The 21,951-nt window shown below is 35.7% G+C and carries 19 protein-coding genes and 1 other RNA gene; 11 read left to right on the top strand and 9 right to left on the bottom strand.

What is annotated here, in order from left to right; all coding sequences use genetic code 11:
* The 4 genes from DEU39_RS12165 to rpoN all read left to right on the top strand — a co-directional run bounded on the left by DEU39_RS12165 (position 1) and on the right by rpoN (position 6,364).
* Positions 1 to 642, top strand: a complete 642-nt coding sequence (locus DEU39_RS12165) for a hypothetical protein (RefSeq protein WP_120232087.1) — start codon at positions 1 to 3, stop codon at positions 640 to 642.
* A gap of 156 nt (positions 643 to 798) precedes the next feature.
* On the top strand, positions 799 to 2,541 hold the full coding sequence (locus tag DEU39_RS12160) for a helix-turn-helix domain-containing protein (RefSeq protein ID WP_120232086.1): 1,743 nt from the start codon (positions 799 to 801) through the stop codon (positions 2,539 to 2,541).
* A gap of 751 nt (positions 2,542 to 3,292) precedes the next feature.
* On the top strand, positions 3,293 to 4,741 hold the full coding sequence (gene asnS / locus DEU39_RS12155) for an asparagine--tRNA ligase (protein WP_120232085.1): 1,449 nt from the start codon (positions 3,293 to 3,295) through the stop codon (positions 4,739 to 4,741).
* A gap of 159 nt (positions 4,742 to 4,900) precedes the next feature.
* Positions 4,901 to 6,364: an RNA polymerase factor sigma-54 gene (gene rpoN / locus DEU39_RS12150; protein WP_062673944.1), complete on the top strand. Its 1,464-nt coding sequence runs from the start codon at positions 4,901 to 4,903 to the stop codon at positions 6,362 to 6,364.
* A gap of 107 nt (positions 6,365 to 6,471) precedes the next feature.
* Here the strand turns inward: rpoN and DEU39_RS12145 are convergent, their stop codons facing one another.
* The 3 genes from DEU39_RS12145 to DEU39_RS12135 are packed head-to-tail and all read right to left on the bottom strand — an operon-like array spanning position 6,472 to position 9,296.
* Positions 6,472 to 8,079 (bottom strand): AMP-binding protein, encoded by a 1,608-nt coding sequence (locus tag DEU39_RS12145; RefSeq protein ID WP_062673947.1) that lies wholly within the window; start codon positions 8,077 to 8,079, stop codon positions 6,472 to 6,474.
* A gap of 58 nt (positions 8,080 to 8,137) precedes the next feature.
* The gene (locus DEU39_RS12140) at positions 8,138 to 8,812 is read right to left on the bottom strand and encodes a beta-carotene 15,15'-monooxygenase (protein WP_120232084.1); all 675 of its coding nucleotides are present in this window, start codon (positions 8,810 to 8,812) and stop codon (positions 8,138 to 8,140) included.
* On the bottom strand, positions 8,805 to 9,296 hold the full coding sequence (locus tag DEU39_RS12135) for an RNA polymerase sigma factor (protein ID WP_062673949.1): 492 nt from the start codon (positions 9,294 to 9,296) through the stop codon (positions 8,805 to 8,807). The genes DEU39_RS12140 and DEU39_RS12135 overlap by 8 nt, the downstream gene beginning before the upstream one ends.
* A 253-nt stretch (positions 9,297 to 9,549) precedes the next feature.
* On the opposite strand from DEU39_RS12135, the gene rnpB reads away from it, so the two are divergent.
* An RNA gene (rnpB, locus tag DEU39_RS12130) (RNase P RNA component class A) lies at positions 9,550 to 9,873 on the top strand.
* Positions 9,874 to 9,969: 96 nt separating this feature from the next.
* On the opposite strand, the gene DEU39_RS12125 is transcribed toward rnpB, so the two are convergent.
* Positions 9,970 to 10,839 (bottom strand): polyphosphate kinase 2 family protein, encoded by an 870-nt coding sequence (locus DEU39_RS12125; protein ID WP_062673951.1) that lies wholly within the window; start codon positions 10,837 to 10,839, stop codon positions 9,970 to 9,972.
* A gap of 253 nt (positions 10,840 to 11,092) precedes the next feature.
* Positions 11,093 to 11,557 carry a DUF1573 domain-containing protein gene (locus DEU39_RS12120; RefSeq protein WP_034699021.1) on the bottom strand — a complete coding sequence of 155 codons (465 nt, stop codon included), beginning with the start codon at positions 11,555 to 11,557 and terminating at the stop codon, positions 11,093 to 11,095.
* A 128-nt stretch (positions 11,558 to 11,685) separates the two neighbouring features.
* Here DEU39_RS12120 and DEU39_RS12115 point away from each other — a divergent pair, with 128 nt between their 5' ends.
* The 6 genes from DEU39_RS12115 (at position 11,686) to DEU39_RS12090 (ending at position 18,379) form a co-directional block, all read left to right on the top strand.
* Positions 11,686 to 14,298 (top strand): valine--tRNA ligase, encoded by a 2,613-nt coding sequence (locus DEU39_RS12115; RefSeq protein ID WP_120232083.1) that lies wholly within the window; start codon positions 11,686 to 11,688, stop codon positions 14,296 to 14,298.
* 86 nt (positions 14,299 to 14,384) lie between these two features.
* A complete protein-coding gene (locus tag DEU39_RS12110; RefSeq protein ID WP_120232082.1) occupies positions 14,385 to 15,020 on the top strand; it encodes a DUF4241 domain-containing protein in 636 nt (211 codons plus the stop codon).
* A gap of 67 nt (positions 15,021 to 15,087) precedes the next feature.
* The gene (locus DEU39_RS12105) at positions 15,088 to 15,978 is read left to right on the top strand and encodes a ribokinase (RefSeq protein WP_034699029.1); all 891 of its coding nucleotides are present in this window, start codon (positions 15,088 to 15,090) and stop codon (positions 15,976 to 15,978) included.
* 92 nt (positions 15,979 to 16,070) lie between these two features.
* Positions 16,071 to 16,916 (top strand): serine aminopeptidase domain-containing protein, encoded by an 846-nt coding sequence (locus DEU39_RS12100; RefSeq protein ID WP_062673958.1) that lies wholly within the window; start codon positions 16,071 to 16,073, stop codon positions 16,914 to 16,916.
* Positions 16,913 to 17,557: an HD domain-containing protein gene (locus tag DEU39_RS12095; protein WP_120232081.1), complete on the top strand. Its 645-nt coding sequence runs from the start codon at positions 16,913 to 16,915 to the stop codon at positions 17,555 to 17,557. Before DEU39_RS12100 ends, DEU39_RS12095 begins: the two co-directional genes overlap by 4 nt.
* Before the next feature lie 228 nt (positions 17,558 to 17,785).
* Positions 17,786 to 18,379, top strand: coding sequence for a hypothetical protein (locus DEU39_RS12090; RefSeq protein WP_082798780.1), 594 nt, complete (start codon positions 17,786 to 17,788; stop codon positions 18,377 to 18,379).
* Between the two features lie 44 nt (positions 18,380 to 18,423).
* Here the strand turns inward: DEU39_RS12090 and DEU39_RS12085 are convergent, their stop codons facing one another.
* From DEU39_RS12085 to DEU39_RS12070, 4 genes are all read right to left on the bottom strand, one after another.
* A complete protein-coding gene (locus DEU39_RS12085) occupies positions 18,424 to 18,654 on the bottom strand; it encodes a hypothetical protein (RefSeq protein WP_062673962.1) in 231 nt (76 codons plus the stop codon).
* 141 nt (positions 18,655 to 18,795) lie between these two features.
* Positions 18,796 to 19,686 (bottom strand): DUF72 domain-containing protein, encoded by an 891-nt coding sequence (locus tag DEU39_RS12080; protein ID WP_120232080.1) that lies wholly within the window; start codon positions 19,684 to 19,686, stop codon positions 18,796 to 18,798.
* A gap of 163 nt (positions 19,687 to 19,849) precedes the next feature.
* Complete coding sequence (locus tag DEU39_RS12075; protein ID WP_062673967.1) at positions 19,850 to 21,508, bottom strand: ribonucleoside-diphosphate reductase subunit alpha; 1,659 nt, start codon at positions 21,506 to 21,508, stop codon at positions 19,850 to 19,852.
* Between the two features lie 55 nt (positions 21,509 to 21,563).
* A complete protein-coding gene (locus DEU39_RS12070) occupies positions 21,564 to 21,854 on the bottom strand; it encodes a hypothetical protein (RefSeq protein WP_062673969.1) in 291 nt (96 codons plus the stop codon).
* Positions 21,855 to 21,951 lie beyond the last annotated feature (97 nt).

The raw sequence follows: 21,951 nt of genomic DNA, 5'->3' as shown, positions 1-21,951 counted from the left end.
ATGAAAAATTATCAACTAATAGTATTTTTATTCCTGTTTTCAGTACGTATTTTTTCACAAAATACAGCAAATGACACAGTAAATACCCAAACAGAAGAGCCTTTTGATTATAAAAAATATTATGACTGTGATTTCGGAGAAGGAAATGTTTTGATTGTTGTTAAAAAAGGAAAGGAATTTACAGATCTTACTGATTTGAGAAAATCCGGGAAAGGTTTTGCTATTAAAATGGAAGCCATATACAGTATGGAATTTGCGGATGGTCAGAGATATGAATCAAGTGTGGTGAAAACTATTACACAGGATAGTATTTCGATCACGAATTTTTTCAATGAGAATGCTGCAAAGCTTGCAGGAAAGCCTTTTGAATTGATTACTTATCCTCTTTCATCTTTGAAATATATTCGTTTTATTAATGATCGGATGTTATCTCTGTACAGTAAAAAAAATATTCAGAAGGATTTTAATCTTATTGTAAAGAAAATGGATCAGGCTAAAATGTGTCCTGCAGTTCTTCAGTTTAAAGACAGAAATGGTGAAATGAAAGTATGTCATTTTTATCTGACCTCTCAAGGATATGATCTTCTTTATGAGAGCAATGGAAGAGTGTACTATCTGGAAGGTAAAGTAGAATGGAAATGATATTAGAAAAAAGTATAATATTCAGAATGTATTCACTTTTTATTGAATTATTATCCCGAATTTTAATAAAAATATGGATGAATACATGGAAAAAAAGCAAAAGGAGTGGTGGATCTACTGAAGAAAAATAATATTTTTGTAATATAGCTAGGATGAATGATGAAAATAAAATCTTTACTACTGTTTTTGATTATAGGGGTTGTGTTTTATCATGCACAAACCCTGAATATTAGAAAAAATTCTCTGGAAGAACGGACTTATGAGGAATTGGAAAAAGAATTCTACAACAGTCCTGCGGGAGAAATAAACAGTAAAAGTATTGCCGATTATTATCTTAAAAAGGCAAAATCTGAAAAAAACACCACTCAGATTGCGGAAGGATATGTAATGCTTCATTTTGCAGAAGACTTACCCAACGCATTAAAATACTTAGACAGCTTACAGTACATCACAAAAAATTCCAAAGAAAATATCTATCCGGCGAGAATTTATTTGCTAAGAGGAAATTTATACTCTAAGAATGACAATCTTCAATCTGCATTCAATAATTATATCCTCGGACTGAAATATGCAAAAGAAAAAGGAAATAAGAGGCAGATTGCTATGGCCCATATCAGTATTGCCCATCTGAACAATTATATAGGAAAACATGCAGAGACAGCAAAAGTACTGAGACACTATGCTTATGATACAGATTATATGAATGAGGATGAGAAAAATTCTCTCAAACTGAATCTGGCAGATGCTTACATAGAGATCAATAAAATGGATTCTGCTTATGTACTGATAAAAGACGGGTTGCTGGATTCTAAAAAAAATAAAGATGTTTACCGATATCATCAGAATCTTGGGCTGCTTGGATATTATCATCTGCATTCCAGAAATTATCAGAAAGCCATTGATGGCTTATTGGAATGCGAAAAATATTTCTTTACAAATCATAATGGAAGTAAAAGAAACCAGAATTATACACTTTTGTATTTAGGAAAGTCCTATGCCGGACTTCAGGAAAAAGAAAAAGCAGTTGGCTTTTTCAGGAAAATAGATTCTCTGGTTCTTAAAACCAACTATATCTATCCTGAGCTGAGAGATGTATATACTTACCTTATTGATTATTATAAAGAAAACGGTGATAAGGAAAAGCAGCTGTATTATGTAGACCGTTTTTTAAAAGTAGATCAGGTGCTGGATATGCAGTTCAGGTATATTTCCAGAGAGCTTCCGAGAAGATATGATACTCCGGAACTTCAGCAGGAAAAAGAAAGCATAACCAATGAGCTTACGAAAAGAAAAAGTCTTTTCTATATTGTTTTAAGTCTTTTGCTGATTTCACATTTATTATTTATCAACGTTTATTTTAAATATAAAAAATCTGAAAAGAACTACAAGAAGATTGCCCAGGATCTTATTCAATCTGTTAATGAAAATAAAGGCGAAAAAAACAGAGGTCCGGAAATTAAGAATGAAATTTCAGCAGCGCCTGTTCAAACAGTCAGTACAGAAAATGTTGAGGACAAAATATCGAGAACTATTTCTGAAGATATTGCCCAGACTATTTTAAAAGAACTTGAAATATTTGAAAACAATGATCAGTTTTTGAATAAGGGTATCACATTGGGAAGTCTTGCCAAAAAAATAAAAACAAACTCAAAATATCTGTCAGAAATTATCAATACTTACAAAGGGAAAAACTTTGCAACCTATCTCAATGATCTTCGTATTGATTATGCCATCAGCAGACTGGCCAATGACAAAAAATTCAGGTCTTATAAAATTCCTTTTATCGCTGAAGAATTAGGATATAATAATGAACAGGCCTTCACCTTAGCCTTCAAAAAACGAACCGGAACACCACTTTCTATCTACTTGAAAGAAATTGAAAATATGTCTTTGAATTAATATTAAGTTGTTGATATTTAGTTTTTTATTGTTTATAAATTCATGTTTTTAGGTATATAAATTTATGAATCTATAAAGCATTCCCTTGTTTCATTCTTCCACATCCTGCATCTTTGCTTCAGGTAAAAACACAACCATTTATTTTGTATGTGCACAATACAAGATATCAGTTCCAAACTGTTGATCATAAAAAAAAAGCAAGTCGGGAATTGTATCATAAAAACTAATAATGAAGGAGAGGATAAAAACTAATAACCAAGAAAACTAAAAAGTAAATCATGAAGTAATTGTTCAGAATTTAGAGATGTAAAGTGTAGTGATCATTTAAAAATCATTAAACAGTAAATCCGGTTAATCCGCCACACAGTTTAAAAGTATAGTATAGTCTAAAAATGGATGTATAACCCGGTAATTTACCACGAACTTATCACTTAAAAACTAATAACCATTTCAATAAAACTAATTCCATGAAAACTCAGAGTAAAATCATATTTTATTCTTTTTAAAAGTGATAGTGTAAGTGTGTTTATTCCGGAGGTATTCCGGATATTATTGAAGTTCAGGACAATATTGAGTGGAAATGTAACCCTGAAATGCAGAAGATTTTGCAGAAGAAAAAAGGTGAATTTACTGAACGGAGAGTTTAAATACCTGTTAAATGATTTTTAAAGACAGCGCAATCATCAAGTTGCGCTGTTTTTTTGTAACTTTGCAGACATTAATTTTTATATAAAAAATTTATCATCAACAAATGAAAAAGCAAACGATCAAAGAAATCCTAAAGGATTACAAGAAAGTATTACATCATGACATTACAGTTTACGGATGGGTAAGATCCTTCCGTGCTAATCGCTTTATTGCGCTTAATGATGGTTCTACGATTAATAATTTGCAGATAGTTGTTGATTTCGAAAATTTTGATGAGGCTATTCTTAAGAATATCAGTACAGCTTCTTCCCTGAAAGTAGTAGGAGAAGTGGTGGAAAGCCAGGGAGCAGGACAATCTGTGGAAATTATCGCTAAAAAGATCATTATTTTAGGAGATAACTTTACAGAAGAACTTCAGAGTACAATTCTTCAGCCTAAGAAACACAGTCTTGAGAAACTTCGTGAGCAGGCTCACTTAAGATTCAGAACAAACCTTTTCGGAGCGGTGTTCAGAGTGCGTCACGCAGTAAGTTTTGCAGTTCACTCATTCTTCAACCAGAACCAGTTTTTCTATATCAACACACCGGTCATTACAGGTGCAGATGCGGAAGGAGCGGGTGAAATGTTTGGGGTAACCAACTTTGATCTGAACAACATGCCAAAAACTGAGGAAGGTGAAATTGATTTTGCACAGGATTTCTTCGGTAAGAAAACAAACCTTACCGTTTCAGGACAGCTTGAAGGAGAAACTGCAGCAATGGGATTGGGAAGAATTTATACTTTCGGACCTACTTTCCGTGCTGAAAATTCTAACACAACAAGACACCTTGCCGAGTTCTGGATGATTGAGCCGGAAGTAGCATTCAACAACCTTGAAGATAACATCGACCTTGCGGAAGATTTCTTAAAATATGTGATCCAGTATGTATTGGATAACTGCAAAGATGATCTTGAGTTCCTGGACAACCGTTTTGCGGAAGAACAAAAGACAAAACCGGAAAAAGAAAGAGCAAAAGAAGGTCTTATCGAAAAACTTCAGAATGTAGTAGCGAAGCGTTTTAAGCGTGTAAGCTATACGGAAGCGATCGAAATTTTATTGAACTCTAAAGAAAATAAAAAAGGAAAATTTGTTTACCCTGTTGAAAAATGGGGAACAGACCTTCAGTCTGAGCATGAAAGATATCTTGTTGAAAAACACTTTGAAAGCCCGGTAGTATTATTTGACTATCCGAAAGAAATCAAAGCTTTCTATATGAAACTGAACGATGACAACAAAACCGTTGCTGCTATGGATGTTCTTTTTCCTGGTATCGGTGAAATCATCGGAGGATCTGAGAGAGAAGCAAGATTAGATGTTTTAAAACAGAAAATGGCAGATATGCACGTAGATGAGCACGAACTTTGGTGGTATCTTGATACCAGAAAATTCGGTTCTGTACCGCATGCAGGCTTTGGTTTAGGACTTGAAAGATTAGTTCTTTTCGTAACAGGGATGACTAATATCAGAGATGTAATTCCTTTCCCTAGAACACCGAAAAGCGCTGAATTCTAGAACAATAAAAAAAGCCTTAATCACAAGTTAAGGCTTTTTTTATTATTTAATAGTTTATTATATTAGGATAAGTAATGCAAAAATCATGCTAAATGTGTTTTTTATCAAATAAATTTATTAAATTCGTAGAATATGTTATGTTAAAACGCAAATAAGAATATGCTTAAACAACACTTACAACTCAAATTAGGACAGAAGCTGGCCCCTCAGCAGATCCAGTTGATGAAGCTTATTCAACTTCATACTCTTGAATTTGAAGAGGAGCTGGAGAGAGAGTTAGAAGAAAACCCGGCTTTGGAAATTGCAAAAGAGGATTCTAAGGAAGATGATTATTCTTCCCTGGAAGATGCTTATCAGGATGAGGGTACAGAAAGCATTGAAACAGATTTCGACGTCAATGAATATATCTATGACGATGAACCAAGCTATAAAACCGCATCCAGCAACTACTCTCCGGATGATGAGGAATTCGATAACGAGAGTCTTTTAACGGAAGGCCAGTCCTTATATGATTATCTTACAGAACAGATTCACCTGGTGAATATTGGTGATGAAGATCTGAAGATTGCAGAATACCTGATCGGGAATTTAGATACGGACGGATATCTGAGAAGAGAGATCAAATCTATTGTTGATGATCTTGCTTTCTCACAGGGAATTTATACTACTAAAGAAAGAGTAGAGGATATCCTTGAAAATTATGTTCAGAAACTGGATCCGCCAGGAGTAGGAGCAAGAGGTCTGCAGGAATGCCTTTTACTACAGATTGAAAAGAAAGTAAGCTCAGATAAAGCAGTTTCTCTTGCTGCCAATATCTTAAGACATCAGTTTGAAGCTTTAACGAACAAGCATTATAACAAGATCATTCAGAAATATGATATTGAAGAAGACGATCTGAAAGATGCTCTGGATGAGATCTCAAAACTTTCTCCAAAAGTAGGTGGAAACTTTGATACACAGACGATTACCATTAATCAGGAAATTATTCCGGACTTTGTCATTCAGGTGAAAGACGGGCAGGTAATCCCTATGCTGAACAGCAAGAATGCACCTACACTAAGAGTTTCTGAAGAATATAAAGATATTCTGACTACCTATTCCCATGATAAGAACTCGTCGGAACATAAGCAGGCTGCTTTATTTATCAAGCAAAAACTGGATGCAGCAAAATGGTATATTGATGCAATTAATCAGCGCCAGAATACCTTATTACAGACGATTACAGCCATTGTAAAATTTCAGAAGGATTATTTCATCACCGGTGACGAAAAGTCTCTGAAACCAATGATTCTGAAGGATGTTGCAGATATTACAGGTTTTGACATTTCTACCATTTCAAGGGTGGTAAAAAGTAAGTATGCAGATACACCTAATGGGATTGTATATCTTAAAGATCTGTTCTCGGACAGTTTAACAAATGACGATGGAGAAGAAGTTTCTACAAAGGAGATCAAAACCCATCTTCAGGAAGTTATCAGTAAAGAAAATAAGAGAAAACCACTTACAGATGATGCATTAGTAGTCATTCTGAAAGAGCAGGGTTACAATATTGCCAGAAGAACGATTGCAAAATATCGGGAACAGCTCAATATTCCTGTTGCGAGGTTAAGAAAAGAACTTTAACAATATAAAAAAGCATTTCAATTTGAAATGCTTTTTTTATCATAAGTAAAAATGGGATAGCTATTTATCATTTTACCTTTTTAAGTTAATCAGCTCAGTTTTACATTTTACAGCCCCAGCTCCTTCATAGAAATTTCCCGCATTTCAACCTTTCTTATTTTTCCGGAAATAGTCATTGGGAATTCATCTACGAATTTCCAGTATTTTGGAACTTTATAATGGGCAATTCTTCCTTTGCAGTATTCCTGTAGTTCTTCAGCAGTGATGGTAAATCCTTTTCTCACTTTTACCCATGCCATTACTTCTTCTCCGAATTTTTCACTGGGAACACCAATGATCTGGACATCAAGAATGTTGGTATACGTATATAAAAAATCTTCAATTTCCTTAGGTGAGATATTTTCTCCACCACGAATGATCAGATCTTTTATCCTTCCTGAAATGGTAATATAGCCGTCTTTATCCATTACTGCCATATCTCCGGTGTGCATCCAGCGGGCATCATCCAATACTTTCCTGGTGTTTTCAGGATCATTCCAGTACTTTAGCATGACGGAATAGCCTCTGGTACAAAGTTCCCCATGCTCCCCACGTTTTAAAGTTCTGCCACTTTCATCAATGATTTTTATCTCAAGGTGATCCTGAACCGTTCCTACGGTGCTGACCTGTTTTTCCAGCGGTGTTCCTATTAAAGTCTGAGTAGATACAGGTGAAGTTTCTGTCATTCCGTAGCAGATACTCATTTCTTTAATATTCATCAGATTTTCCACTTTTTTCATGATTTCGGGAGGGCATACAGAGCCCGCCATAACACCGGTTCTTAAGCTTGAAAAATCATAGGTGTCAAAATCTTTTACTGCCAGTTCGGCAATAAACATCGTAGGTACTCCATACAAAGAAGTACATTTTTCATCTGAAACAGCTTTTAAAGTAATCTCCGGATCAAAACTGTCATTCGGAATTACCATACAGGCTCCGTGAGCTGTGCAGCACATATTTCCGATGACCATCCCAAAGCAGTGGTAAAAAGGTACAGGAATGCAGACGCGGTCTTTCTCAGTATATTTTAGTCTGATCCCAATAAAATAACCGTTATTGAGAATATTATGATGGGAAAGAGTAACCCCTTTCGGAAAACCGGTAGTTCCGGAAGTATATTGAATATTAACAGGATCATCAAACTGTACATGCTCTTCAAAACTGTGAAGCACTTCATCCGAGATTTCCTGTCCGTTATTCACAAACTCTTCCCAGTTTTCATCAAAGAATATTTCGTGATCAAGGGTTGGGCATACTTCTTTCGCGTATTCAACCATCTCTTTATAATTGCTGGTTTTAAAGCTTAAAGAAGAAAAAATAAAACGAACTTCAGACTGATTGAGGACATAAGTCAGTTCATGAGTTCTATAGGCCGGATTGATATTCACTAAAATAGTTCCTATTCTTGCAGTTGCATACTGCAAAAGTACCCATTCATAGCGGTTAGATGACCAGACTCCGATTCTGTCGCCCGCTTTTGCTCCTAAAAATAATAAAGCTTTTGCAACAGCTGTTGTTTGATTGTAAAATTCCTGATAAGTAGCTCTGTAATCCTGATGAACGCAGACTAATGCTTCCTGATGGGGATATTTTTCGACAGTATTTTTAAGATTGGCTCCGATGGTCTGGCCTAATAATGGAACCTCAGAAGTTCCATACACATAAGATAAGGGCATAGTTTAAGATTTGGTGGAATAAAATTAACAATTATATCCCGAACTATGCCTATGTATATTAATTTTCCTGAGAATCTATTTCTTTAAGTTGTTTTAGATTTTTATCAAGTTTTTTAATAATAGTACCATATACCAGTCTGTAATATAACCAGATCATAGAAATCGCAAGCAATGTACTTACGGCAATTCCCACGATAATAATGGTAAGATTGGAACCACTTGGCTGGATATTCTGAGAATCTAATATGTAAAAGATAAAAGCAACCAATACAAAAGTGAATATCAGCAATAATACAATGCTGATAAGAATGAAAGCATTAACTGTTGTTTTGAACTTAATGATTCTGGTGATAAGTCCCTTCAGATTTTCCTCAATCTTGATTCTTCGGTAATTCTGATAGAATTTTAGTACGAAATATGCCGTGATCAATAAACTTAAGACTTTTATTGCTAAATAAGCATGCCCAAAGTTGTTTTCTACCTCCGGAGCTTCCTGGGCACCTAATCTTTCAAGCATTTTACGGAAGCTGTCTGATTCCTCTTCCGGAAAAAAGTAAAACAGTCCTAGTACTGAAAAGAAAAGTAATTCTACGACGCTGATCCAGAAAATATATTTCACATAGTTACGCGACTTTCTGTTCAACATCTGAAGAATCTCAGTGTTGTCATATTTATGCTGGACAGGTTGTTCCTGCCATGTTTTCTTAAAGCTATCTAAATCAAATTCAGGCATATTTTTCCATCTGTTCTTTAAGGGTTTTCTTTAATCTGTTCATTTTCACACGTGCATTAACTTCAGTGATTCCGAGGTTTTCTGCAATGTCCTTGTAAGGCAGATCGTCAAGATACATCATGACAATGGCTCTTTCTACATTAGGAAGAGTCTTGATTACCGTATACAAAAGGGATACCTGCTGCTGTTTTTCATCGTCATCTTCCACAAAATCCTTGTGGTTGATGTCCAGCTCATTTGTAGGAAGGCTTTTGCTTTTTTTTCTAAAGAGGGTAATGGCTGTATTGAGCGCTACACGGTACATCCATGTGGAAATTTTGGAGTTTCCTTTGAAAGAATCATAACTTCTCCAGAGCTGTAACACGATTTCCTGGAAAAGATCCTCTTCATCTTCCAGAGAATTGGTGTACAGACGCGATACTTTAATAATCAGTCCTTGATTATCTTTGATAAGCTGCGCAAATTCTTTTTCTCTGGAATCCATAGATATATAATGCCACGAAGATAATAATAAAGTAGTAATTGGTGAAAATTATAATTAAAAATCGTAAAACGGTAAAAAAAGGAAAATCGAAGAAGAGCTAAAGGTCCAGGCTTATATTTGAATAATACTCTATATTTTCATCAAAAATCATGGAAAGATATTTTTCAATCAATATTGTTTACGTGGGGCTAAAAACTCTTTAGTCCTTTTGCTTTTATCTTTTTACCACAAAATTTGTGTACCTTTGCCTCCGCGAGAAAATCGGCTTGTTGATTCTTGTTTTGGCAAGGGTAGGAAAGTCCGGACACCATAGAGCAGCAAAGCGGATAACATCCGTCACCCGTGAGGGTAGGACAAGTGCAACAGAAAGCAAGTACAGTTCGGCTGTAGTGAAACCAGGTAAACTCTTTGCGGTGCAATGGTAAGTATATCGGTTCTTTTCAGCAATGGAAATAGGGGTGGCTCGTCCTGAAAACCGAGGGGTAATCAGCTCAAGTATTGCAGCAATGTAATACGTAGATAAATAACAGGCACTTCTTCGGAAGTACAGAATCCGGCTTATAGATTTTCTCGTGATTTTTTTTAAAGCTGGAATTTAGAGGCTGGAAGAGTGAAATTTTTTAACGTAATGATTTTAAACCTCCATCTTCAAGCCTCTAAATTTTAACCCAATTTATTCATTTTCCAATAGTTTTTTAGATTCCTGTAATTCCTGTCTGTCTTTATCAGAAAGAGTAGGATATTTAAGATTCATTTTCTCCAGAGTATCAATAATGATCTGAATGGCCGCTACTCTTGCAAACCATTTACTGTCTGCAGGAAGCACATACCAGGGTGCATAATCTTTTGAGGTTTCATTGATGGCAGTTTCATACGCCTCCATATACTGGTCGAATAACGCTCTTTCAGGGAGATCTCCTGCTGAGAATTTCCAGTTTTTTTCCTGTTCATCAATTCTGTCCAGAAGCCTTTTTTTCTGTTCGTCCTTAGAGACATGTAAAAAAATCTTCACAACTGTTGTTCCGTTTTGAGAAAGGTGTTTTTCAAAATTACGGATACTTTCATATCTGTTTTCCCAGAATTTAGTATCAAAATCTTTTACGGAAGACCATGTTTTTTCGCTCAGATTATATTCAGGATGTACTTTGCACACCAGAACACTTTCATAATGGGATCGGTTAAAAATTCCTATCATTCCTTTCTGTGGCAGTGCCAGATAATGTCTCCATAAAAAATCATGAGAATATTCTTTGGAGCTTGGTGTTTTAAAACTGGTTACATTACATCCCTGAGGATTCACTCCCCCGAAAACATGCTCTATCATACTGTCTTTTCCTGCTGCATCCATAGCCTGCAATACAACCAGCAAAGACTGGCTTCCGTCAGCATATAATTTTTCCTGTAGTTCACGAAGTTTTTCTTTCTCCTGAATCAGCATTTGCTCTCCTTCTTCTTTAGTGAGCTTTCCATTATAAGACGTTGATGCTTTTTTTATCGAAAATTTTCCGCTTACCTTAAAGTTATCTGAGAAATCGGTGTCCATATTTTTTTTATTTAAAGATAAAAGTAAAAAGATAAAAGTAAAAAGATAAAAGTGAAGATGTTATTACAATTCAATAGGGTGGACCTTTGCCCAGCCATTAAAAAAAAAATCCGTCGAAACCTAAATAATAAATTTGATAAACGTCAATACATTTACTGCCATCTATTACCTATCATCTTCCACCTAATCAAACATAAATGTAATAAAAAAACCGCCTCAATGGAGACGGTTCTTTTATTTTTTTGAGTAGAGATTACTTCGCAGCAGCCTTTTTTGCAAGTTTCGCAGCTTTTTTCTCAGCTTTAGCAGCTTCTTTTTGTTCAGCAGGAGTCAATACTTTTGGCTCAGGAGCGTTAGCATCTACGTTACCTTTGATGTAGATTACACTTCTGCTGTTTGCAGGGTCATTAGAGAAAACCTCAATCATTTTGTTGAAAGGGCCAGGGATTGCTGTATTGTATCCAACCTTGATCTTTGCAGACTTTCCAGGCATGATAGGATCTTGGCTGAATTCAGGAGTCGTACATCCACAAGAAGGCTTTACATTTGAAAGAATCAAAGGCTTATCACCTGAATTCGTTACAGTAAAGAATCTTGTACCATCAGCACTAGGCTTAATAGTTCCGTAATCGAAAGTTGTTTTATCAAATGTAATAGTTTGTGCAGATGCAAGAGCAAATGTCCCGAATAGTGCAATTCCTGCAATTAATTTTTTCATATTCTTGAATGTTAATACGTTTGTTAGATAAATTTTGTGAAACAAAGTTAAAAATTATTTTAATTCATGCTTAAAAATTTTTTTCTTTAGACTATTTTTGCAAATTGCAAGCCAAAGAAATAGAATTTATGCAGATTTCAGAAAAGTACAATCCACAGGAAACAGAACAAAAATGGTACAATTACTGGTTGGAAAACAAATTTTTCCACTCAGAACCTAATGACAAACCACCATATACCATAGTCATTCCTCCACCAAACGTGACGGGGATACTACACATGGGACATATGTTGAACAATACCATTCAAGATGTTCTGGTCCGCCGTGCAAGAATGCGCGGGTTTAATGCTTGTTGGATTCCGGGAACAGATCACGCTTCAATTGCTACTGAAGCTAAAGTTGTTGCTAAACTGAAGTCTGAAGGAGTCAATAAGTCAGATATTACCCGTGAGGAGTTTTTAACCCACGCATGGGACTGGACTAATAAATATGGAGGAACTATCCTTGAGCAGTTGAAAAAACTAGGATGTTCTTGCGATTGGGACAGAACCCGTTTCACCATGGAAGATAAACTTTCTCAACAAGTTATCAAAAGTTTCGTAGACCTTTATAATAAAGGATTGATCTACAGAGGCTATAGAATGGTCAACTGGGATCCGGAAGCGAAAACCAATATCTCTGATGAAGAAGTAATCTTTAAAGAGCAAAACGGAAAATTGTATTTCCTTAAATATAAGATTGAAGGTTCAGAAGAGTTTCTTTCAGTTGCTACTACGCGTCCTGAAACTATTTTTGGGGATACAGCAGTATGTATCAATCCGAATGATGAAAGATATGCACACCTGAAAGGTAAAAATGTAATCGTACCTATCGTTGACAGAGTGATTCCGATTATTGAAGATGAATATGTGGATATTGAATTCGGAACTGGAGCTTTGAAAATTACTCCTGCTCACGATATTAATGACTACGAAATCGGACAGAAACATCAATTAAAAATGATTGATGCGCTGGATGATGACGGAAATCTTAATGAGCATGGTTTACATTACGCAGGGAAAAACAGATTTGACGTAAGAAAGCAGATCGCTAAAGAACTTGAAGAGAAAGATCTTTTGCTGAAAGCTGAAGATTATGTAAATAAAGTAGGAACTTCTGAGAGAACAGGTGCTGTTATTGAACCTAAAGTTTCAGTACAATGGTTCCTTAAAATGTCTGAAATTGCCAAGCCAGCTTTGGATGTAGTAATGGATGACGAGGTTAAGTTCTATCCAGAGAAGTTTAAAAATACCTACAAACACTGGATGGAGAACATCCGTGACTGGAATATTTCCCGTCAGCTGTGGTGGGGACAGCAGATTCCTGCATATTACTATGGAGAAGGAGAGAATGATTTTGTAGTGGCTGAAGATAAGCATCAGGCTCTTGTAGTATTAGAAGAACAAAAAGGAATTATTGCTAATCTTGAAGATTTAAGACAAGACGACGATGCATTAGACACATGGTTCTCCTCATGGCTATGGCCAATGTCTGTGTTTGACGGATTACTTGATCCTGAAAATAAAGATATCAATTATTATTATCCAACCTCTGATTTGGTTACAGGTCCGGATATTATTTTCTTCTGGGTAGCCAGAATGATTATGGCCGGATTGGAATACAGAAAAGAAGTTCCGTTTAAAAATGTTTATTTTACAGGAATTGTAAGAGATAAGCAGAGAAGAAAGATGTCAAAATCTTTAGGAAATTCTCCGGACCCTCTTGAATTAATGGACAAGTATGGAGCAGATGGAGTACGTGTAGGTATTCTATTGAGTTCCGCAGCGGGTAATGACCTTCTTTTTGATGAAGATTTAATGCTTCAGGGAAGAAACTTCATGACGAAGATCTGGAATGCATTCCGTCTGATCAATATGTGGAACCATGAAGATAAGCCAGCTATTGAAACCGATAACCAGGCAATTGAATGGTTTGAAAATAAATTAGACAAAACCATCGTTGAGATTAATGATCAATTCGAAAAATTCAGAATTTCTGATGCATTGCATTTGATCTATAAATTAATTTGGGATGATTTTTGCGGTTGGTATCTTGAAGCGATCAAGCCTAACTATGGAGAGGGAATTTCTAAAGAAGTATATAATAAAACCATCTATTTCTTTGAAGAGCTGATGAAGCTGCTTCATCCGTTTATGCCATTCCAATCTGAAGAGATCTGGCAGTTGATTTCTGAAAGAAGCATTGATGAAGCGCTTGTTATTGCTCAGCAGAAGAAGGCGGATAGCTTTAATGAAGAAGTTATTAAAAACTTTGAAATCACAGCTGAATTGATTTCAGGAGTTAGAAACTATCGTCAGACAAAAGGTATTTCTCCAAGAGAGGCTGTAGAGGTTTATACCAATGCATCTGAATTTGCTAATGAAGCGGTAGTAAGAAAATTAGCTAATGTTTCTGAAATTCATTTTGGACAGAAAACAGATAAGCCTAGCTTTACTTTCCTGGTAGGAGCAACTGAAGTTTCTATCCCATTAAGTGAAAACTTAGATTTAGGAGAAGAAAAAGCTAAGACTGAGGAAGAACTGAAATATTTGAAGGGATTCCTGGTTTCAGTAGAGAAGAAGCTTTCAAATGAAAAATTTGTTGCGAATGCAAAACCGGAAATCGTAGAAGTAGAGCGTCAAAAGCAAAAAGATGCTCAGGATAAGATTGCGATCCTTGAAGAAAAACTGAAAAGTTTATAAAGTATAGACAATAAATTTTGTCAAAATCTCAGGCTGGGTACAGATGAAAATTGTATCCAGCCTGATGGTTTAAAAGAATAAATACAATGACACATATAGAAAACATACAAAAACTATTCTCGAAAGACTTTGTAGAGAGCCCGTTACTTGAAAGTTTTGAAGTAGGAAAGATTTACCTTTCCAGCGGGAAACTGGTTGCCTGTGATCCCTTGATCACCAATGATATGTTACCTTTTACTACAGAATTTCCAAAAGGAGATTTTTCGGTAATGCTTCATAAAGAAAGAGAAAGTAACTGTGTGGCCTATGCAGAGATTATATTCAGTAATTCTGAAGTTAAAGAATGGAAACTGGCTACCACAGCAGGACAAAAATTAAAAGATCTTGAAGAAGGAGAAGTTTTCGGATATCCTGTAGAAAGCGGCATGGGATGTCTGATGGATGTTGATACCCAAAACAGCCTTAATGAACTGGAACAAAGATTATATCAAAATAAAGGAGGTGACTTTATGGGAATCTATGAAGAATTTTTCCATGATTATTTCTTTGATGAAAACGGTGCCATAGATCAATATGCCTTTCTTAAACCGGCAAAAGAACATCCTGGAACCATCTTTGCTTTTGAAACCGGATATGGAGAAGGATTTTATGCCAGCTATATCGCTTATGATAAAGATCAACAACCCGTGAAAATAATTACTGAATTTATTGAAATAAGTTAATTATAAATTAGTTATTTTTGAGACACAATTTTGTCAGTTATTAATATTAAAGCTAATACAAAACACAATGAATTTCTCATCAGAACAACCTCGTATTATTGTTGTGGGCAGCTCATCGATTGATTTGGTTCTTGAAACCGAAAAACTTCCTTTGCCTAATGAAACCGTCTTAGCTATCAAATCAGATAGTTACTTTGGTGGTAAAGGTGCTAACCAGTCAGTAGGTACGGCCAGGTTGGGTGCCAGTGTATACTTTATAGGATGCGTTGGGATGGATCCTCTTGGACAACAGATCATGAGGAATCTGGTAAGCGAAAATGTAAATGTAGGATTTGTTCATGAAACAGATAAAGAAGCTACAGGAACTGCTTATGTAACAACTTCTCATGGAAATGCTGCTATTGTGGTTGTACCCGCAGCCAATAAGCATCTTAGCAAATCACATATAGACGAAGCGGATAAATATTTTCATACCACCGATCTTGTGCTGGTTCAGCTTGAAGTTTCTATGGATGTTGTAGAACATACTGTTAGAAAAGCTAAGAAATATGGAAAGAAAGTAGGATTATATGCATCTCCGGCAATGAGAGTTAACGAAGAGATTTTGGAAATGGTTGATTTTATTGTGGCTAAAAGTAATGAACTGTATGTTATTTTTGGAGAAGAGAAAAGGGAAGAAGTTCTTAAAAAATATTTCAATAAAGTATTTGTAAGAGATGATACCAATTCTACCATTTATTTTGATGGTACCGAAATGAAATATTACAGAAACGATAAGGACGAAAAAGTATATAAAATGGGAATGGGTGATGCCTTTACATCAGGATTTGCCATTGCATTATGCCATGGGAACTCTATCGAAGAATGTGTGAAATTCGGAAATGAAGTTTCATCAAGAGTTTCAGGGGGTAAAGGATCTCAGACAGGACTTCCGAGAATCTCAGATTTCTTTTCTTAAAGCTATTTACAACATATCAAAAGTTTGAAACTTAACATAAAGATATAAGTAAAATGTCCACTTTTATAGTGGATTTTTTTCTTTTTTATATTATGGAAAAACTAATATTGACCACAGAAGACCATATTAATCTTGTTGCCCATTTATTTAAGCCGGAAAGAGATAATGGTAAACTATTACTGATTAACTCAGCAACAGGGGTAAAGCAGCAGGTCTATTTTTCTTTTGCCAGCTACTTTTGTGAACAGGGATTTACAGTTATTACCTATGATTACAGAGGAATAGGACTTTCCAAGCCGAAAAATATGAGAGGGTTTCAAGGTTCTATGAGGCTTTGGGGCTCAAAAGATTATAAAACGATAACTCAATATATCAAGTCAGCATTTAAAGAATACAAAAAGTATTGTTTAGGCCATTCTGTAGGTGCACTCATTCTGGGAATGAATGAAGATTCCAACATTTTTGAAGAATTTGTTTTTGTAGGAACACAAAATGCTTTTGTAGGAAACCTTAAAGGAAGAACAAAAGTTGAAGCGTATTTAGGTTTTGGAATTGCCCAGCCATTAACAACTTCATTGCTAGGATATTTCCCCGCACATTGGTTTGGATTGGGAGAAAGTCTTCCAAAAAATTGCGCATATGACTGGAGAACCTTAATTTTAAACAAGAAATCAACCAATAAGTTGTTGGAAAAAATTGATGACTTTTCTAAAAATTTAACCCAGAAAGTATTTGTAATCCGGGCTGAAGATGATATATGGCTTACAGAAAAAGGAGTATTAAGTTTATTAAATAATACCTATTCAAATCTCAAACCTACATACAGGCTGATCGCTGCTTCAGAATCAGATAAAAATGAAATCGGGCATATCAATTTTTTTAGAAGTTACAACAGCAAACTATGGGATATTATTTTAAATGAACTGATAGATAAATGAAAAGTACGATTGACAACACAGTAGCATTTGTAAAAGAAAAATTAGAAGGAGCAGAAGCCGGGCATGACTGGTTCCATATTGAAAGAGTCTGGAAGCTGGCCGCTCAGATAGCAGAAACAGAGGATTGTGACAAAGAAGTAGTAGAATTGTCCGCACTTCTTCACGATATTGCCGATCCTAAATTTCATAACGGAGATGAAACCATTGCTCCCAAAATATCAAGAATCTTTCTTGAAGAACAGAACGTATCTGAAGAAATCATCCAGAAGGTCTTATTTGTCATTGAAAATATTTCGTTCAAGAACAGAGATCAGGCTCCGGTAAATCCACCCATTGAACTCCAGATTGTGCAGGATGCCGATCGTATTGATGCCATAGGTGCTATTGGAATTGCCAGAACATTCAATTTTGGAGGTTTTAAAAATAACCTGATGTATCATCCCGATATGAAACCCAAATTAGGGATGTCAAAAGAAGAGTATAAAAAATCTAACGGGACAACGATCAATCATTTCTATGAAAAGCTCCTTCTCCTGAAAGATATGATGAACACTGAAAAAGGAAAACAAATGGCAGAAGAAAGACACAATTATATGCTGAATTTCCTGGACCAGTTTTATAAAGAATGGAATGTAGAGTAGAAAATAGGATCAGAATGAATTGAATCTGATTCTGCTTCTGCTTGTCAAAAATTAACTATCCGAACAAATATTGTATGTGACATTATTAGTTCGGATATTTTTTATGAACAGATATACCAGTTCAGTTCAGAGGGTAATAAAGATAGAAAACTATTTTTTAGGCTGGTTAAAATTAAAAATTGGCCTCGGACATGGATAAAATAGAGAGAAGGAGTATCTTTGTAAAATATGACACTCATTATTTTTATCATATTTCTGGCTTGTGTCCTTTCATTGGTCCTGTTTAAGATTAAATCAGGAAGTATGGCCAAGTGGGCAAAGCTGTTTCGTATTGTAACAGTTGTTTTTTCAATTTCTGTATTTACGTACTGGTTTATCAAGAAAAGTGCTGTGGCATTTGTTGATAATTCTGTGGGGCTTCAGGTGGTTAATAAACTTCCACAGGCATTGGATTTTTACTTAATCAAAGTAGATAAAACAGATCAAAATACAACCCTTGAGCCTAAACATATTGGAAAAATACGCCCGGAATATTACAGAATAGAATACCTGAAAATGGATAAGTCTGATGAATACTGGATTGCAGGCTATCTTGGAAAGAAAAACTTAGTCTATTTTTCTCAACATTCTGTACCTAATAAAAATATTGATCAGATTGTAGAAGTACAGAACTACATCAATCAAAGTATGAAGCTGTCTGATGCGGCCAAAAAGCAGGTAGACGCTTATAATTATGAGAATACCAAACTGGGAATCTGGATTACGCTGGACTTTCTGCTTCTGTTTCTCAATCTTGTGCTGCTGATTAGAAAAAATAAATAAAAAAGGTAATGAGTTTCCAATACTCATTACCTTTTTAGTTTCTGTCAAGGATAATCCAGAATCTGCATAATCCGTTCCTTGAATTCTTCAGGACAGGCTTTGATAAGTTTATCCTTATTTTGTTTACTGATTTCTTTAGGCTCAAGCCATTCGCTCTTATTGGAATTCAAACTGTGGCTGTCATATACTCTTTTTATGGTATGATTTTCATAAAAAATATATTCATCACCAAGCCAGTTGCTAGCAATGCTGATTGTACAAATTTCCTTTTCCATAATTTATGTTTTAAAGCATAATGTTTAGTGAAATACATTATACTCTAATATACAAATTTTTTTGTTACAGAGAGGAATGAATCGGGTGTAAGAAATTAACTGAATGTAGCCTATTTAATTTTATCTCAGCAATCCTTTGTACTAAAAAAGTGTTCCGGTACTTTCTGTTGCCATTTGCGGAATATGAATATCAGTTTTCCATTCTTCATTCATCTTCCTGATAAAATAAGCGGATAATAAAGGAGAAGCTTTTTCAATGTTCTGGTGTACGAAGAAATAAAGATTCTGAAGACCTGCTTTTTTCCATTGGGTAAGATGTTTCAACCAATCATCCAGTCTTTCATAGTCACTTTCAGCATTGGCTCCTACATAGCGGATAAATGCATTAGGGGTAGTAAGTCGCATATGAAGCATATCTCTTCTTCCGGCGGTATCTACAATGATATTGGTGATGTTATGGGCTTCAAAAAGTTCACAGGTTGTATTCAGAATTTCTTCATCGGTAAACCATTCCGTATTTCGGAGTTCTATGGCTAATGGAACTTCTTTAGGCCATTCTTTTACGAATTTTTCCAGCCTGTCATAGTCCTTAGGCTTAAAATTATCGTGAAGCTGAAGAAAAGCCATTCCCAGTTTCTCATCAAAATTGATAATAGCAGAAGCAAAATGAGTCACGGGATCTGTCACATCAATCAGCCTTCTGAAATGGGAAACCGTATTGGTGATCTTAGGGAAGAATTTAAAATTTTCCGGAGTTTTTTCTTTCCAGGTTTTTACCTGATCAGGAGTGGGCATTCCATAGAAAGTAGCATTCAATTCGATAGAATTAAACTGAGTAGCATAATAAGTCAACTCATCCTTAGTTCCTTTAGGATAGAATCCCTTAAGGTCTGTTTTATTCCATTTTGCACACCCGATAGAAATATTTTCCAGCCCTTTTTTATTAAGAGACAGTATTTCTTTGGTTTTGGGATGGTCTTTAGGTAATGTGAAATCTATTTTTGATGGGTCTTCTACTTGTCCGAATTTCATATCTGTAGTTTTGGGTGTTAAACAATAAACACAAATATAAACCAAAAATCTCAGAGCATTTCATGATTCTTACGGAAAGTAATTAGACAGAATCAGCATTGAAAACGACAAAAGCACACCTTTCGGTATGCTTTTGTAAATATAGCGTGTTTATTACTTGGTCTTATGCTTCGCAGCTTGAACATGATACGAAGTTAACCATCATTTCTTTTGAAACAGATGAACTTCTTTGGTAGTAAAGGGTTTTTACTCCTTTTTTCCAAGCTTCAATATAAAGGTAGTTGACATCTTTTACAGGCATTGTAGAAGGAATCTGAAGATTCAGTGACTGTGCCTGATCAATATATTGCTGTCTCTGTGCTGCCTGAGAAATAATCTCCATTGGAGAAATTTCTTTGAACGTTTTGAATACTGCCTTTTCTTCAGGAGTAAGCTCGTTCAGGTGCTGTACCGATCCGTGGTTCAGCATGATTGTTCTCCATGTTTCTTCGTTATCCAGTCCTTTTTCTTTCAATAGTTGTGCAAGGTATTTATTCTTACGCATAAAGTTTCCTTTCGCAAGACCTGCTTTATAATAGTTGGAAGAGAAAGGCTCAATTCCAGGAGAAGTCTGTCCTAAGATGGCAGAACTTGAAGTGGTAGGAGCAATAGCCATTGTTGTGGTATTTCTCAATCCGTATCCTTTCAATACTTCTGGTTCTCCATAGATGTTGGCAAGTTCTCTTGAAGCCTGCTCAGCCTGTTCTTTGATATGTCTGAATGCTCTTGCATTGAACTGAGTCGCCTCAAAGCTTTCAAACGGAATCATATTTTTCTGTAAATAAGAGTGGTATCCTAAAACGCCTAATCCAAGAGCTCTGTGACGCATCGCGAAGTTTCTTGCTCCCTGTAGGTAATAGTTTCCTTCAGTTTTGTCAATGAACTCTGATAATACAGCATCAAGGAAGTATACTGCCAGTTTTACAGCATCGGTATCTTTCCACTCATCATACAATTCCAGGTTCATGGAAGACAGACAGCAGATGAAAGATTCTTCCATTGTTGATGGAAGCATGATTTCAGAACAAAGGTTACTTGCATTCACTGTCATTCCCAGGTCTTTATAAACCTGAGGTTTATTTCTGTTCACGTTGTCTGTGAAGAAAATATACGGAAGACCTTTTTGCTGGCGGCTTTCCAATACTCTTGCCCAAACTTTACGTTTTTCCATATCACCGTCAATCATATCCTGCATCCAGTAATCCGGTACACATACTCCGGTAAACAGGTTCTGAATCGGGCTGCCGATATCTTTAATGGATAAAAATTCTTCAATATCCCCGTGGTCAATATCTAAGTAAGCAGCAAAAGCACCTCTTCTTACTCCTCCCTGAGAAACCACATCCATAGCCGTATCGAAAAGCTTCATGAATGAAACTGCTCCTGAAGATTTTCCGTTATCTGTTACAGCAGTTCCTCTGTTTCTCAATTCTCCAAAATATCCTGAAGTACCACCTCCGATTTTAGTCTGCATGATGACTTCACCCATTTTATGAGTAATTCCTTCAATGCTGTCCGGAATGTGAACGTTGAAACAGGAGATAGGAAGACCTCTTTCTGTTCCCATATTAGCCCATACAGGAGAAGAGAAGCTGATCCATCCTTTCGTGATCATTTCTTTGAATGCCGGTTGAAGTTCAGGTTTGTATAACCTTTTTGCAGCAGCAGTGGTAATTCTGTCGATAGCTCCGTCTACCGTTTCACCTTTCAACAGATATCCTCTGTTCAGCATTTGCTCAGACTCTTCATTGAGCCACCATATATTTGAATTTTGCTCTTCCATAGATGTTATATTTTCGAATTCCGGAATGAGAGAATCACTCCGGAATTTTGTTTTTTTATAATATTGATTGTAAAATTTCTACTTTGTGGGAACCGTTCAGCCCGCTTTCGTCTCTTAATCTCTGAAATTCTTTAAAAGACGGAACATTCAAAACCTCATGCTGAACTTCTTCATTGATGTAGTTTGAATAATGTACAAAAGTAACACCATCTTCCTTTACAAAAACTTTATATTCAAAGGTGGAAGGATCTAAATTTTTGAAATCTTCCAGAAACTTTTGGATATTCGTTTTATTGTTTGGAACAAATTCGGGGTTTACCGTATAGGTTACTATTACATTAATCATTTCTTTTGTATTTGTGCTTTACTGATGAACAACAATTTCACTTATTAATCAGAAAAGGGTAGTCCTGATACTGACCGCTTTGACGCTCGCTCGTCAA

The sequence above is a fragment of the Chryseobacterium sp. AG363 genome, from assembly GCF_003610675.1.
Taxonomy (GTDB): domain Bacteria; phylum Bacteroidota; class Bacteroidia; order Flavobacteriales; family Weeksellaceae; genus Chryseobacterium; species Chryseobacterium cucumeris.
This window is presented reverse-complemented; position numbering and strand designations above follow the sequence as displayed.

Bases quoted from the DNA above. Each gene is read 5' to 3' on its own strand.
- DEU39_RS12165 (WP_120232087.1), top strand. From the start codon at position 1: ATGAAAAATTATCAACTAATAGTATTTTTATTCCTGTTTTCAGTACGT.
- DEU39_RS12160 (WP_120232086.1), top strand. From the start codon at position 799: ATGATGAAAATAAAATCTTTACTACTGTTTTTGATTATAGGGGTTGTG.
- asnS (WP_120232085.1), top strand. From the start codon at position 3,293: ATGAAAAAGCAAACGATCAAAGAAATCCTAAAGGATTACAAGAAAGTA.
- rpoN (WP_062673944.1), top strand. From the start codon at position 4,901: ATGCTTAAACAACACTTACAACTCAAATTAGGACAGAAGCTGGCCCCT.
- DEU39_RS12145 (WP_062673947.1), bottom strand. From the start codon at position 8,079: ATGCCCTTATCTTATGTGTATGGAACTTCTGAGGTTCCATTATTAGGC.
- DEU39_RS12140 (WP_120232084.1), bottom strand. From the start codon at position 8,812: ATGCCTGAATTTGATTTAGATAGCTTTAAGAAAACATGGCAGGAACAA.
- DEU39_RS12135 (WP_062673949.1), bottom strand. From the start codon at position 9,296: ATGGATTCCAGAGAAAAAGAATTTGCGCAGCTTATCAAAGATAATCAA.
- DEU39_RS12125 (WP_062673951.1), bottom strand. From the start codon at position 10,839: ATGGACACCGATTTCTCAGATAACTTTAAGGTAAGCGGAAAATTTTCG.
- DEU39_RS12120 (WP_034699021.1), bottom strand. From the start codon at position 11,557: ATGAAAAAATTAATTGCAGGAATTGCACTATTCGGGACATTTGCTCTT.
- DEU39_RS12115 (WP_120232083.1), top strand. From the start codon at position 11,686: ATGCAGATTTCAGAAAAGTACAATCCACAGGAAACAGAACAAAAATGG.
- DEU39_RS12110 (WP_120232082.1), top strand. From the start codon at position 14,385: ATGACACATATAGAAAACATACAAAAACTATTCTCGAAAGACTTTGTA.
- DEU39_RS12105 (WP_034699029.1), top strand. From the start codon at position 15,088: ATGAATTTCTCATCAGAACAACCTCGTATTATTGTTGTGGGCAGCTCA.
- DEU39_RS12100 (WP_062673958.1), top strand. From the start codon at position 16,071: ATGGAAAAACTAATATTGACCACAGAAGACCATATTAATCTTGTTGCC.
- DEU39_RS12095 (WP_120232081.1), top strand. From the start codon at position 16,913: ATGAAAAGTACGATTGACAACACAGTAGCATTTGTAAAAGAAAAATTA.
- DEU39_RS12090 (WP_082798780.1), top strand. From the start codon at position 17,786: ATGACACTCATTATTTTTATCATATTTCTGGCTTGTGTCCTTTCATTG.
- DEU39_RS12085 (WP_062673962.1), bottom strand. From the start codon at position 18,654: ATGGAAAAGGAAATTTGTACAATCAGCATTGCTAGCAACTGGCTTGGT.
- DEU39_RS12080 (WP_120232080.1), bottom strand. From the start codon at position 19,686: ATGAAATTCGGACAAGTAGAAGACCCATCAAAAATAGATTTCACATTA.
- DEU39_RS12075 (WP_062673967.1), bottom strand. From the start codon at position 21,508: ATGGAAGAGCAAAATTCAAATATATGGTGGCTCAATGAAGAGTCTGAG.
- DEU39_RS12070 (WP_062673969.1), bottom strand. From the start codon at position 21,854: ATGATTAATGTAATAGTAACCTATACGGTAAACCCCGAATTTGTTCCA.